Raw genomic sequence first — 15,423 nt, 5'->3', positions numbered from 1 at the left:
TCACTCCACCTCTCATTCAAAAAAGGTACCCTCCTAGGAAGGTACCCCTCTATCATAAACGATATAACCGCGCTGCGAATGGTCGCAGCATGAATGTCTCGGTATCAATCGTCTCCGGATCGATTTCATTCGTCATGACAAGCGTCGCACCCGCAATCTCCGGGATGGTCACTTCTGCCGGATTCGCGGTCAAGTTGACAACCACGTAGAATCGATTGTTCTCAAATGTACGTTCATAGACGAAAGCCTGCTTATGCTCTGGCAAGACATCACGATAACGACCGTACGTAAACGTATCTTCGGCCCGGCGAAGACGAATCATTTCCTTGTAGAACGAGAGAATCGAGTGCTGATCGTTTCGCTGTGCCTCGACGTTGAGTGTCTCATACTCTTCGTGAATCGGCATCCATGGGGTTGTCGTCGAGAAACCGGCATGCGGTGACGCATCCCATTGAATCGGCGTTCGCACGTTATCACGGGATGTGCCCCATACTTGCTGCATCGAGTCGACTTCACTCATCCCGTTCGCAATCCGTTCGAAGTATTCATTCTTCGTCGCGACGTCATCGTAATCATGGATGGATGGAAGCGGTACGTTCTTCATCCCAATCTCTTGTCCCTGGTAAATAAACGGTGTCCCGTGCATAAAGAAGTACATCATCGCGAGCGCGGTCGCACTCTCCCGCCAATAATGATGCTCATCCCCAACGAGCGAGACCGCCCGCACCATGTCATGGTTTTCAATATATAGCGCGTTCCAACCCGTCTCACGTAAACCTTGTTGCCACTTATCGAAGATTCGTTTCAATTCGACGACATCGAGTGGGGCCAGACGTGACCGCCGCATAATGTCGACATGGTCAAAATGAAACGCCATATTCATCGCGCCGTTTTCTGGACCCATCCAAAGATCCGCTGCTTCCGGCTCTATCCCGTTCGTTTCACCAACCGTCATAATATCGTATTTCGAGAATGTTTCCCGTTTCATCTCTTGAAGATAGTCATGAATGCCGTCGATGTTCGAGTACATCGAGAACGCCGTGACGACCGGTTTGCCGTCCGGCGATGGGAGCATCGTTCCCGTTGGCATCTTTTTAATGTGACTGATCGCATCGACGCGGAATCCGTCCACCCCTTTATCGAGCCACCAGTTGATCATGTCATAGATGGCCGTCCGAACTTCACGGTTCTCCCAGTTCAAGTCCGGTTGCTTCTTCGAAAAGACGTGTAAGTAGTATTGATCGGTCTGTTGATCGTATTCCCAAGCAGAGCCGCCAAAGATACTTGCCCAGTTGCTCGGTGGCGCGCCATCTTTTCCGTCTCGCCAAATGTACCAATCCCGTTTTGGGTTGTCTGTTGAGCTTTTCGACTCGAGGAACCACGGATGCTCATCCGATGTATGGTTGACGACGAGGTCGAGCAACAGTTTCATGCCACGTGCATGTACGGCCGCTAATAGCGCATCGAAATCTTCCATTGTTCCGAACTCTTCCATAATGTCTTGATAGTCACTAATATCATATCCGTTGTCATCGTTTGGCGACTTATACATCGGACAAATCCAAATCACGTCAATGCCAAGGTCTTCTAAGTAATCGAGCTTTTCGATAATCCCACGTAAATCTCCGATTCCATCCCCATTCGAATCTTTGAAACTTCGTGGATAGATTTGATAGGCAATCGCCTCTTTCCACCATACGCGACTCACTTCTGTTTGTTTTGTTTGGCTGAACAACGTCTCCATACGGCACGTGCCTCCTACAATAAGGTATGATTCACATCTACCATAGCACTAGTGCAAGCGTTTGCAAAGAATCAACTCGCAAAAAAAATGCAGTTTACACTGCATTCGAATGAAGCGTCCCAACTTGTTCACAAAAAGTGGAGATGAGCTTCGATAAATGTTTCCAATCATGATCCATCGTCGCGACGTGATACGAGTTCGGGAGCACCGCATATTCTTTTGTACCTTGCAATTGATCGAACAACCAAATCGAATCGATTGGTGGCACGACGTTGTCGACTGCCGAATGGATGACATATGTCGGCACATCAACCGACCCGACGTGCGGGCGTACCTCGTCAATTAACGCCAGCAATTCCCGAATCGCCTTTGTCGGCACACGGTCATAGACAATCTCATATACACCCTCTGCTAAAATATCGGGAGCGTCTTCATCGATGAATCGACATTCGGTACCTGACGCATGACACGCATACCCAGGTACGGATAAGGCTGCATTGATTGTGACAACTGCATCTGCCTTTTCCTCAAGTGCAGCTTTGAGCGCTAGCGTCCCACCCATCGACTGACCGACGACGATGACCGTCCGACACGACTCGCGCAATCGTTCGATGCCTTCGATGACACTTTTGTACCAACATCGATGCGTTGAACATCGAAAATCTTCTGGATCTGTCCCATGCCCTTTCAAACGTGGAGCATACACCGTAAACCCTTGTTTCATCAGCTCGATCCCGACGTCTTGCACACTCTGAGGCGTTCCATTGAATCCGTGACAAAGCAAAATACCAATTTCGTTTCCTTCATAATAAAATGCGCCTGCTCCAGGAATGACTGGATAGTTGATCGTTCTCATTACTGCCTCCTTTTTTAATTCCCACTTAACCGATACAATTAATTCGTATTAGAAGAGTGTAAAAGTTATCGACCCAACCGTCAAGTTCTTCATGTTTCGTTTACCTTGTCATCAAACTGTAATCATAACTTCGTATTTAGTGGATTGAGTTCTGACGTCTGCTTGGTTATGTTTAACATGTAGTTAAAAACTTGGGAAATGTGTTTGTCACTTTTGACAATACACGAATAATTTTTCAAGTGATTCGTTAAAAGGGAAGTAATGTAAGCGCTATCATGTTGTTTTTTGACATAAAGAAGGGTAATTTATACTCAATTTATGATGGCGCACGATGGGGAAATCGGGTTACATAATTACATCCAAGGGAGACTTACACATGGGGAAACCAACACAATCATTTAAGACAGTCACTGGCCTCGCTTTATCGGCAGGACTCATCGTCAGTAGCATGACGCCGATCGCGGCAAATGTACATGCCGAGACGTTGAATGCTTCAGACCTTTTCATCTCAGAGTATGTAGAAGGCTCAAGCAACAATAAAGCCATCGAGTTGTTTAACGGAACGAACGCGACGATTGACCTTTCTGCCTACAAGATTGAACTCTATTCAAACGGTGGCACGATTGCCGGAAACACATTGAATTTGACGGGAACACTCGCACCAGGAGCTACATATGTCATTGTGAACGGTAGTGCGTCAGACGCATTGAAAGCGAAATCGGATACGACGAGCGCTGTGACGAACTTCAACGGAGATGACACGATTGTCTTGAAAAAAGGAGACACTGTTCTCGACGTCTTCGGTCAACTCGGTGTCGACCCAGGTACGAAATGGGGAACGACCGTCGCGACTGCCGACCAGTCACTCATCCGAAAAGATACGGTCACGCGTGGCGACAGTGACGGAAGCGATGCTTTCGATCCTGCTGTCGAATGGACATCGACACCACAAGACTCATTCGATAACCTCGGGGTGCATACGTTCCAAGGCGTCGAGTACGGCGATGGCGGTACGACAGAACCACCTGCACCGGTCACACCGATTTCAATCGCAGACGCACGGACAAAAGCAGAAAATGAGACGGTCACTGTAAAAGGAGTCGTCACTGGAAAACTCGCGAACACGATCTCGATTCAAGATGCGACAGGCGGTCTTTCTATCCGCCCGACGTCACTTGCGGTCAACGTTGGAGATGAAGTCGTCGTCACAGGCGTCGTCGGTTCGTATCGTGAACTCTTGCAATTGAACAGCGCGGTCGTCGTCTCGAAACAAGCAGCGACGCTTCCTACTGCACAAGTAGTGACGGGAGAACAAATCAATGAAAACGTCGAATCAGAACTCGTAACCGTCAACAATGTCACGCTCACAGGGAGCGGTCAAAACTTGACGGCAACAGACGGAACGAAAGAGTTCATCGTTCGTGACGAACGGGGCATCCTCGATTTACAGACGGATGTGAACTATTCATCCATCACAGGAATCGTTCAGCAGTTTGACGATGCTTATCAAATCATCCCGCGTGACCCAGCGGACACGGTCATCGATACGTCGGTCCTTCGCCCGGCCGTCGCAAAACCAGGTGCCGGCACGTTTGTCGGACCGCAAGACGTCACACTCTCAACGACGACGGCAGATGCTGAAATTTTCTATACGCTCGACGGTTCAGATCCGAAAGAGAACGGGACTCGTTACGAAGGTTCGATTCGTATCGAAAACTCGACTCCGTTGAAGACGGTCGTGAAAACAGGTGACACGTTCAGCGCGGTCTCGACGTTCTCATACAAGATCACAGATAAGATTCGCATTCACGACATCCAAGGAGCGAACCATACGGCTCCAATGAACGGACAGACGGTTGAGGGCGTCGAAGGAATCGTCACGTCTACTTTCATCTCGAGCGGGACGACATATTACTTCATCCAGACACCGGATGCTGAAGCCGACGACGATGCACGCACATCTGAAGGAATCGTCCTTTACGGCGGACGTTCAATCGCTGGCATTCAAGTCGGTGATCTCGTCAAGGTGAATGGAAAAGTGAGCGAATACGCGATTGAAGGATATAGCGATCGTCAACAGACAGACATGAAAATGACGCAAATCGATACACGTAACGGAAAAGTAGAAGTCGTCGCGAGCGGTGTGACACTCCCGACTCCGATTACAATCGATGCTTCAAACCTACCGACAGAGTTTATCGATAGTGATAACCTCGCTGTCTTCAACCCGGAGAAAGATGCGATTGACTTCTGGGAAAGCCTCGAAGGCATGCGCGTTCAAACGAACAACTTGAAATCAGTCGGACCACAAGAATACGGTGACCTCGTGACCGTGCTCGAAGATACGCCAACGGAGACTAACAATGGTGGTGTCTTATTGAAAAAGAACGACGCAAACCCGGAGCGCATTCAATTCCGTCTCGAACCGAACGCAGAAGCGCGTGACTTCGATGTGGCGATAGGCGACCGTTTCAACGGACCAATCGTTGGTGTCGTCGGCTACTCATTCGGAAACTACAAGATTCAAGCGTCGCTCGAAGACATGAAAGCTGCCTTCGTCAAAGGGGATGCGCAGCGTGAGAAGACGTTCATCGAAGCAGAAGAAGATCAATTGACGATTGCGTCTTACAACTTAGAAAACTTCTCGAACAACACTAAAGAAACATCAGATGAGAAGGCGCTCAAATTGGCAAAAGCATTCGTCAATGAATTGAACAGTCCTGACATCATCGGCGTAACAGAAGTACAAGACAACGATGGACAAGACAAAGGTGCGGGTTCTGCCGCTGATCAAAGCTATCAACGCTTGATCGACAACATCGTTGCTGTCGGCGGGAAAACGTATAAATACGTCAACATCGACCCTGAGAACAACCAAGACGGTGGTGCACCGGATGCTAACATTCGTGTCGGTTTCTTGTATGACCCTGCGCGTGTATCGTTGACGGATGGAATGCCTGCTGGTGACGCGACGACGGCAGTCGGATACGTTGACGGGAAGTTGACGCACAACCCGGGACGTATCGACCCGACAAACGAAGCGTTCAATCGCTCACGTAAACCGTTGGCAGCTCAATTTGATTTCCAAGGTGAGAACGTGATTGTCATCGCGAACCACTGGAACTCAAAAGGCGGCGATACTGGATTCTTCGGTTCACAACAGCCGGTCGTGCTCGGAAGTGAAGTACAACGTAAGAAGATTGCACAAGTCGTCCACAACTTCGTGGCGGACGTGAAGACGAAGAACCCTGAAGCGAACGTTGTCGCACTCGGAGACTTTAACGATTTCGAATTCTCGGATGCACTTCAAATCTTTAAAGGTGACTTGATGACGAACATGGTCGAGAAAGTCCCTGCTGTTGACCGCTACTCATATGTCTATCAAGGAAACTCACAAGTACTCGACCACATCCTTGTGTCGAACCGCTTGGCCGCTTCTACGAAGATTGACATGATTCACGTCAATGCGGACTTCACCGAGATGTCAGGTCGCGCGAGTGACCATGATCCGGTTCTCGCACAAATCGACTTCACTCCAGAACCTGAAGTGGAATTGACGCGTTACACGGTAGAAAATCATCCAGCCGCTCGTCTCGTCCTTCAAGAGGACTTTATCGGTGTGACGATTGGAAAAGGAACAAACTTTAAAAACGGAATCTTTGTCCGTGGCGCTTACACGGAATTGACGGGTGATGCGTTGAAAAATGTCGTCGTTCAAGTGAAACCGAAAGAAGCCGGTGCCATCATCGACTTCAAAGGCGCAACAGTGAAAGAAGTGATCGTTGACGGAAAAAACCTTGCCGAGATTCGCGGGGCGAAAAATGTCCAGCGCATCACGTATGCGAAAGGTGCTTCTCCATCATCCATCATCATCAAGAAATAACATGTTGAAACGCAGACACATCGTCTGCGTTTTTTTTGGTTTCAGCTCCCTTGAAGCGGGGATAAAAAGGAAGATGCTGAATCATGGAGGATGAAACTGATGGAATTGTATAACGGAGATTTATATTGGCCAACGACCGAATCAGATGACGTGGTGTTGCAACAACCTGAGAAAAAAGAGCAGTATGACGTGCTCGTCATCGGAGCCGGAATGTCTGGAACACTGACAGCTTATACGTTGCAACAGGATGGTGTGGATTTCGCGGTGCTCGACGGACGAAAAGTCGGAACAGGCAGCACGTCGGCCAACACCGGTCTTATTCAATATTCAAATGACATTATGTTACATGAACTCGCCGAAAAAATCGGAGAAGACGCGGCGGTACGCTTCTATCGTCTTTGTCTCGATGCCGTCGAATCACTTGATCAGGTAGCGGAAGATGTCGGGGCATCCGATATTTATATTCGCCGGGATAGCCTTTGTTTTGCGAGTGAAGAGGCCGATGTTGCCAAATTGAAACTTGAGTATGAGATGCTTTCGAAGCATGGTTTTGAAGTGGAATGGCTTGATCGCGATGCATTGCGTGAACGTTTCCCATTCGACAAACCGGCGGCCTTGATCACAAAAGGTGATGCCGAAGTCAATCCGCTCACGCTCAGCCGTCAAATCATTCGTCACTTATCGAAACAAAACGTCCCGATTTTTGAAGAAACATCAGTAGATGAAGTCGTTTCAGACGGCGAAGGATGGATTGTCCTCACTTCAAACGGTACATTCAAAGCGAACAAAGTCATTTTTGCGACAGGTTACGGTCCTGCTCCCCTACTTGATTCTCATCGAATCGATTTGAACCGTTCATACGCCATCGCAACGAATCCGATTGCAGAGTTCAGCGAATGGGAAGGACGCGCACTCATTTGGGAGACGAAACGACCATACCTATATTTACGTACGACTCCGGACGGTCGGATTATCGCTGGTGGTCTCGACGAAGACAAGGCAGAGACGCCTCACGATGAGGCACTCATGAACGACCGGGCTGAACGGGTGAAGGAGAAAATTGCAGAACTCTTCCCGATGTATGACCTCGAAGTCGATTATGCCTGGGTCGCCTTGTTTGGAGAATCGGTGGACCAACTCCCGTTCATCGGAGAGCACCCGAATCGACCGAATTTGTTTTATTTGCTCGGATATGGGGGAAATGGGACGGTGTACAGCATGCTCGGCTCTCGCATCCTGAGCGCCCTCGTTCGTGGTCAGCATCATCCAGACGCTGATCTCGTTCGGCTAGATCGAACGTAACCCCTATTCTTGGGGGTTGTTACATATTGAAGGAGTGTTTTTAGATTGAAGAAAAAAAGAAAAGCAAGGTGGGTGTACACGTTTCGCCGACTGATCGTGTTTGTCGTCCCTCTTGGCTGCGCCATCTGGTTTTGGCCAAACGAGTCGACACCCACCACGCAATTAAAGTCTGAACAAGTCTCTATTTCCGAGGAAATATACACGATCGAAAAGCGTTCACCCGTTGTAGAAGATGATGTGACTCGATATGAATATGATGTTGTGGTGCATGGTGAACCAAGTACGGATGAACTTCAATCCATTAGCCATGACGTCATCGAGAACGTCCAACAGTCCGACCAATTCCAGGCCGCCTTGTTACGATTTTATGATGACGCCGCCTATATCGGGACAGAACCTCCACTCGGTGAGGCCGTATTCGCTCCTGAAGGCGACTATGCGCTTGCCGACTGGGTCGAACCTGGTCAAACAGACGAGATGATGTTCGGCTGGCAGCTTCGTGAGAAAGAGTGGTCGACGAAACTGACTGGAAAAGAGATTCAAATCTGGGCGTTGTGGCAGGAACAATATACGAAACAGGATCCAGACGACCCGGACGTGAAATCAAAAGTGACGCGAATCGTCTCTAGTGAATATGATCTTGACCCGAAAATCGTGCAACAAATCGTTTTGAAGCAGCACGTATGGGCCGCGCTATAAGTGAGTTACCCGTTTGTGTGAAATCTCTCTTTTTTGAAAAAAGAGGGATTTTTTTATTTGGGTTAGGGAACACCGATACAGTAGGTCAAAACGTGACTTACAACGGTCAGTCATACTTAAGGGAGGCAATCACATGGGGAACAAGAAAGAAGAGCAGTTAAAACAACATACGATTGATAACGAACAACAAGCAGGCTTGACGACGAACCAAGGATTGAAAATGGCGGAAGATGAATTCTCACTGAAGGCAGGGCGTCGCGGTCCGACCTTGATTGAAGATTTTCATTTCCGGGAGAAGATGACCCACTTTGACCATGAGCGGATTCCAGAACGGATTGTCCACGCTCGCGGCGTTGGGGCACACGGAGAGTTTCACGTATATGAACCGCTCGCCGAAATCACAAAAGCTGATTTCTTGAACAATCCTTCGAAGACAACACCGGTATTTGTCCGTTTCTCGACCGTCCAAGGCTCGCGTGGGTCTGCGGATACAGTCCGTGACGTACGCGGTTTTGCGACGAAGTTTTATACAGACGAAGGGAACTACGACCTAGTCGGAAACAATATCCCTGTCTTCTTTATTCAGGATGCCATCAAATTCCCAGACCTTGTTCATGCCGTAAAACCTGAACCGCATACGGAAGTGCCGCAAGGGGGAAGCGCGCACGATACGTTCTGGGACTTCGTCGGACAAAACCACGAGACCGCTCATATGGTCATGTGGGCGATGAGTGACCGGGGAATTCCACGTAGTCTACGCATGATGGAAGGTTTCGGGGTCCATACGTTCCGTCTCGTGAATGCAGAAGGAAAGGCACATTTCGTCAAATTCCATTGGAAACCGAAGCTCGGCGTCCATTCACAAGTATGGGACGAAGCTCAAAAAGCAGTCGGGAAAAATGCGGACTTCCACCGTGTCGATTTGTATGAAGCCATCAACAAAGGCGATTATCCGGAATGGGAGCTCGGACTCCAACTCATCCCTGAAGAAGATGAGTTCAACTATGACTTCGACATTTTAGACCCGACTAAACTGTGGCCTGAGGAAGAAATCCCTGTGAAACTTGTCGGGAAGATGACACTTAACCGAAACGTCGATAACTTCTTCGCTGAAACCGAGCAAGTCGCCTTCCATCCGGGACACCTCGTTCCAGGAATCGATTTCTCGAACGACCCGCTCTTACAAGGGCGCTTATTCTCTTATACAGATACGCAACTCTCGCGTCTCGGTGGACCAAACTTCCACCAGATTCCGATCAACAAGCCCGTTTGTCCGTTCCACAACAATCAGCGTGACGGCATGCATCAAATGGCCGTCCACAAAGGACAGACGAGTTATCATAAAAATGCGCTCAATAACAATCAGCCTGAACCCGTACCAGCTGACCAAGGCGGATTTGAGCATTATCAAGAGAAAGTCGATGGACATAAGATTCGGGGACGCAGCGACAGCTTCCTAGACTTCTATTCACAGGCGAAACTCTTCTATAACAGCATGACCGATGTCGAAAAGCAACACATTCAAGACGCCTGCAGCTTCGAGCTCGGGAAATGTGAGTCGGATATGGTGAAAGAGAACGCCGTCGATTTATTAAATCGGATCGATCGCCATCTCGCCGAGGTCGTCGCTGACAATTTAGGCGTGCAAGTACCTGAAGAAAATAACGAAGTCCAGTCAGACAAGACGTCCCCTGCCCTCTCGATGGCGAACACGATCAAAAAACCAGACACGAAGAGCGTCGCCCTTCTCCTCGCCGGTGACGTGGATGCGCATCAAGTGAAGCAATGGGTGAAGCAACTCGCCGACCACAACGTCAATTATAGTCTCGTCGGTAAGAAAGCCTATATGCTCGGTGACTTGAAAGTAAAAGAGACGTACGACACGGTCGACTCGAGCCTCTTCGACGCCGCCTTCTTGGTGAGTGCCGCAACCTCGGTCGAAGATGACGTCCTCGAGTTCATCGAGAATACGTATAAGCACTATAAACCGCTCGCCCTGCACGTGCATCATAAAGAAGCACTCGCAACATGTCGCGTGAAGACAGACCAGCCTGGCGTCTTCACGTTTGATGCGCATAACCTCGATGGATTCGATACGTTCATCGACGGAATCGCGACCGCCCGCTTCTGGGACCGCGCTTAACGATACCACTCGACTCGATTCACGAGTCGAGTTTTTATTTGCTCCATGAACTCATGGAATGCACCATCTCAGACAATCTTGTTTTGATTTGGTATACTCTTTTAGTTATGTTTATTAACTATTCGAATTTGAAGAAAAGGAGGCGTCGTGTTCGATGCAACAACCTATCCAAAAACTGTGGACGAGAGACTTTTTGATTATCTCGCTAATCAACTTCTTCCTGACGCTCATCTTTTTCTTATTGATGGTCACCATCGGGGTTCATGCCGTCGAGTCGTACGGGGCGACGACGAGTCAAGCAGGGCTCGTCACCGGCATCTTTATCATCGGAACATTGACCGGGCGATTGTTCATCGGTCGACTCATCGATTCGATCGGTCGGAAAAAGACACTTTATATCGGGCTCGTCTTTTTCACCGCAACGATCTTGTTGTACTTCGTCCATTGGGGCGTCGGGTTCTTATTGCTCACTCGTTTCGTACACGGTCTCGGGATGGGATTATCAAGTACCGCAACCGGAACAATCGTGGCACAGGTCATTCCCGCGACACGAAAAGGCGAAGGAATTGGCTACTACAGTATGAGCTCTACCTTGGCGACAGCCATCGGGCCATTCGTTGGGTTGCTCCTTAGCCAATATACGAGCTTCACCGTCATCTTCGGACTTTGTTTCGTGATCGGACTGATCAGTTTGGCGAGTACGTTTTTCGTGAACGTACCAGAAGTAGACGCACCGGAAGTCGTTCGTGGTTTCTCATTGAAATCATTCGTTGAACCGAAGGCGTTACCGATCGCACTCATCATCGGGATGGCCGCGCTCAGCTACTCGAGCGTTTTGTCCTATATTAACTTTTACGCGAGTGAACTTGACTTGATTGAAGCGGCGAGTATCTTCTTCCTCGTCTACTCCGTCGCCGTCCTGTTGTCTCGTCCGATTACCGGGAAGTTGATGGACGCGCGTGGGGCGAATGTCGTCATGTATCCAGCAATCGCGATTTTCGCCGTCGGGCTTCTCGTGCTCAGTCAAGCGAATAGCGGCTGGATGCTATTACTCGCAGGTGCTCTAATCGGGCTCGGGTTTGGAAATATCCAGTCGGGTACACAAGCGATTGCCGTCAAGGCTTCCCCACCCCACCGGATGGGTATGGCTACTTCGACGTTCTTCATCGCACTTGATGCAGGTCTCGGGTTTGGTCCGTATTTCATCGGTCTACTCATTCCGTTGACTGGATTTTCGATGCTATACTTGATGCTTTCCGGTGTCGTTCTCTTTACCATTTTCTTGTATTACCTCATGAACGGTCGAAGCGAACAAAAACAACTGAAAGAAGCTGCCTGACAGGATGTTCTTACATCCTGTCTTTTTTTGAAAGTTCACACATTTTATTGAAGGATACGTTAAGATAAAAATGACGTGTAAAAAATAGAACGAAATGAGGGAGACGAGATGAAGGCTGACCAAACACTTCAATACAACGCATCGATTTTATTACGGACGTTCGATAAAATTTCAGACTATGTGTTCTTTATGGAAGTCGATGGTTCAGCTTATCGATACGTCTTTGTGAATGAACCCGCAAAACGCGCGATCAACTGGTCGGACGCAGATGTCGGAAAACAGATTGACGAACTCGTCCCCGCTGAAACGGCCGCGCTCATCACAACCTATTACGATGAAGCGATTCGAACGAAAAAAAGTATCGTCTATGAAGACTATCGTCTTGCTGACTCATTCTACACCGATACGGTAGAAGCAAATGATGTATTGACGCTTCCCCTTCATTACTTCGAGTCAGAAGTGACTCCTATTTTTAATGACGAGGGACAATGTACACATATCGTCTCGGTCGTCCGCGAAGTGACGGAACGAAAGCGTCGCGAACTGGAATTGTCCATTTTGAAAGATCATCATGAGTCATTAAGACGTTACTCGCCCCATGGCATTTTTGTACTTGATCATCATCTGAATATCAAATCGGTCAATCCGGCCGTCATGAGCATCACTGGATATGCCGAGCAGGAGATGCTCCATCAACCGTTCCTTTACTGGCTTCCCGAGGACGAACGTTCTCGTGTACGGAAAGGGTTGCAGTTCACGTTATCCGGCATTCCGCACAAGTATTCGGTTTACGCCACTCATGAGTCTGGGGAGCGGCTTGATTTGTCTGTGTTGAACATCCCGATCGAAGTCGGTGGCAACATCACTGGATTGTTTGCCATCATCATCGATTTAACGCCTGAGAAGAACGCTGAACGGGCCACAATCGAAAGTGAACGTCGCTATCGCCAACTGATCGAAACGATTCCGGAAGGCATCATCGTTCACCAAGATGGGAAGATTTTATATGCGAACGCAATGGCGCTCGAAACGATTGGAGAGACTTATCTCGAGAGTGAATCTATCTTTTCTTTCATTGCAGAAGAATATCACCAATCCACTCGGACACGTCTCGCTACCCTTGAACTAGGTGGACCTGTTCAAGATACCGAGATGGTCGTTGTGACGCCGAGCGGGGACCGACTTCATATGGACATCAGCAGTCTCCTCATCGACTATGAAGGACAGCTGGCCATATTGACGATTTTGCGCGATGTCACGGAAAAACGAGAAATGGAACAGGCCTTGAGACAAAGTGAGTTACAATACAGACTGATCACGGAAAACATGAGTGATCTCGTTTGCATATTAGAACGGGATGGGACGGTTCGTTACGCCTCCCCTTCTCATCGTACGGTTCTCGGCTTTGCAGCCGATTACTATGAAGGGAAGAATACGCTCGACTATATTCATCCAGATGACATTCAAATCGTCCGTTCACAATTGAAGGACTTGAAAGAGCAAGACGTCTCGCTGACTCTTGAATTCCGACACTTTCACGCGGACCAACGCTGGATCTGGCTCGAGACAAAAATTCAAGCTATCTATGACGAATCAGGGCATCTTCTGCACTACTTGACGGTCAGCCGAGAAATCATGCAGCGAAAAGCGCTTGAGAAGCGCTTAAAGCACTTGGCATATCACGACACGCTGACTGATTTGCCGAACCGACGCTACTTCCTCGCCTATCTTGAAGAAGCCATCGAAGAGACGAGATATGAGAAAGAGCAATTAGGCGTTCTCGCGCTCGATGTCGACCGTTTCAAACAAATCAACGACACGTTCGGCCATGATGTCGGGGATGAGCTTTTGCGGCAATTGGCGCGCCGATTGACGTCGGTACTCCGAAAACAAGATATGGTGGCAAGACTCGGGGGCGATGAATTCGCCGTCCTCATCCGATTCACCGATCCTTCTTCTCTCCATCGTGTCGCCGAAAAGATTATCCAAGCGTTACAACGACCTTGGGAAATCGACCAGCATACATTCATCACAACTTCGAGCGTCGGTGGCGCTCGTTATACAAAAGGATTGTCGACTAAACAGCTGTTAAAACGCGCCGACCTCGCTTTATATGAGGCGAAAGCAGACGGTCGAAACCAATATGTACTCGCAAAGGACCTGTGAATCAAGGTCCTTTTTTTCACGTGAAACATATGTAGAACACCTAAATACGAACATTAAATACTAAAAAATCTAAATACATTCATTTTTAGATCGTTTTTACGAAGTTTCCCTTTGACTTTGAGAGCTGTTCACGTTATATTACCGAATGGGCGAAGTTTTTTTATAGTTCAAGATGTTAATGTTCGTGAATAGGGGTGCAACTTATGGATAAAGTGTTTGATTATGAAGATATTCAATTAATTCCTGCAAAATGTATTGTCGATAGTCGTTCGGAATGTGACCCGACCGTCGAGCTCGGGGGCTTCACGTTCCGTTTACCGGTCGTCCCGGCTAACATGCAAACGATTATTGATGAGAAAGTGGCGCTCATGTTGGCCGAGAACGGTTACTTTTACATTATGCATCGCTTCAATCCTGAGACGCGTCTCGCGTTTATCCAGGACATGCACGAGAAAGGTCTCTATGCCTCCATCAGCGTCGGGGTGAAAGAAGAGGAGTATGCATTTATCGAGATGCTTCAGTCGACTGGTCATACACCAGAATTTATTACGATCGATATCGCACATGGACACTCGAACGCGGTCATCCGAATGATTCAACATATCAAGCACCATCTTCCTGGTTCATTTGTCATCGCAGGGAACGTCGGGACGCCAGAGGCCGTTCGTGAATTGGAACATGCCGGAGCGGATGCGACGAAAGTCGGAATCGGACCAGGGAAAGTATGCATCACGAAAATCAAAACGGGATTCGGCACGGGCGGCTGGCAATTGGCGGCGCTCCGCTGGTGTGCCAAGGCGGCGACGAAGCCGATCATCGCAGATGGGGGAATCCGTACACATGGGGATATCGCCAAGTCGATTCGTTTTGGCGCTTCGATGGTCATGATCGGTTCATTGTTCGCTGGCCATGACGAATCTCCAGGGGAAACATTCGAGCAAGACGGCAAACAACTAAAAGAGTATTTCGGCTCTGCTTCCGAGTTCCAAAAAGGTGAGCGAAAAAACGTCGAGGGGAAAAAGATGTTTGTCGAACACAAAGGGGCATTACAAGATACATTGACCGAGATGGAGCAAGATCTCCAGTCGGCGATTTCTTACGCGGGTGGCGACAGTCTCGAAGCATTGCGCACGGTAGACTATGTCATGGTGAAAAACTCAATCTTCAATGGGGATAAAGTATACTAAAAAAAGGCGACCTCGTGAACTGCCCCATAAAAGTTGGACACGAAAATCCAACTTTTATGGGGTGTTTTTTATGACCAAATATTCAAAGGCATTGAAAGTCCAGA

General features: G+C 48.5%; 9 protein-coding genes. 7 read left to right on the top strand and 2 right to left on the bottom strand.

Features of this window, described 5'->3' with window-relative positions:
* Positions 1-52: 52 nt before the first annotated feature.
* Both KNO92_RS07150 and KNO92_RS07145 read right to left on the bottom strand, forming a co-directional pair.
* Positions 53-1,708, bottom strand: coding sequence for a glycoside hydrolase family 13 protein (locus KNO92_RS07150; protein ID WP_214696035.1), 1,656 nt, complete (start codon positions 1,706-1,708; stop codon positions 53-55).
* A 130-nt stretch (positions 1,709-1,838) separates the two neighbouring features.
* On the bottom strand, positions 1,839-2,600 hold the full coding sequence (locus KNO92_RS07145; protein WP_214695648.1) for an alpha/beta hydrolase: 762 nt from the start codon (positions 2,598-2,600) through the stop codon (positions 1,839-1,841).
* A 376-nt stretch (positions 2,601-2,976) separates the two neighbouring features.
* On the opposite strand from KNO92_RS07145, the gene KNO92_RS07140 reads away from it, so the two are divergent.
* From KNO92_RS07140 to guaC, 7 genes are all read left to right on the top strand, one after another.
* Positions 2,977-6,483: a lamin tail domain-containing protein gene (locus KNO92_RS07140; protein ID WP_214760647.1), complete on the top strand. Its 3,507-nt coding sequence runs from the start codon at positions 2,977-2,979 to the stop codon at positions 6,481-6,483.
* Between the two features lie 99 nt (positions 6,484-6,582).
* Positions 6,583-7,785 (top strand): NAD(P)/FAD-dependent oxidoreductase, encoded by a 1,203-nt coding sequence (locus KNO92_RS07135; protein ID WP_214760645.1) that lies wholly within the window; start codon positions 6,583-6,585, stop codon positions 7,783-7,785.
* Between the two features lie 45 nt (positions 7,786-7,830).
* Positions 7,831-8,484 carry a hypothetical protein gene (locus tag KNO92_RS07130; protein ID WP_214760643.1) on the top strand — a complete coding sequence of 218 codons (654 nt, stop codon included), beginning with the start codon at positions 7,831-7,833 and terminating at the stop codon, positions 8,482-8,484.
* Between the two features lie 133 nt (positions 8,485-8,617).
* A complete protein-coding gene (locus KNO92_RS07125) occupies positions 8,618-10,627 on the top strand; it encodes a catalase (protein ID WP_214760641.1) in 2,010 nt (669 codons plus the stop codon).
* A gap of 154 nt (positions 10,628-10,781) precedes the next feature.
* Entirely contained in the window at positions 10,782-11,966 is a 1,185-nt protein-coding gene (locus tag KNO92_RS07120) for an MFS transporter (RefSeq protein WP_214760639.1), read from the top strand.
* 108 nt (positions 11,967-12,074) lie between these two features.
* Positions 12,075-14,132 carry a PAS domain S-box protein gene (locus KNO92_RS07115; RefSeq protein ID WP_214760636.1) on the top strand — a complete coding sequence of 686 codons (2,058 nt, stop codon included), beginning with the start codon at positions 12,075-12,077 and terminating at the stop codon, positions 14,130-14,132.
* A 203-nt stretch (positions 14,133-14,335) separates the two neighbouring features.
* Positions 14,336-15,319, top strand: coding sequence for a GMP reductase (gene guaC, locus KNO92_RS07110; RefSeq protein ID WP_074036799.1), 984 nt, complete (start codon positions 14,336-14,338; stop codon positions 15,317-15,319).
* The last annotated feature ends 104 nt before the right edge of the window (positions 15,320-15,423 follow it).

It is taken from the genome of Exiguobacterium sp. s129, from assembly GCF_018617585.1.
Taxonomy (GTDB): Bacteria; Bacillota; Bacilli; order Exiguobacteriales; family Exiguobacteriaceae; genus Exiguobacterium; species Exiguobacterium aestuarii_A.
The sequence above is the reverse complement of the archived record's forward strand: the minus strand, read 5'-3'. Positions and strand labels throughout refer to the sequence as shown.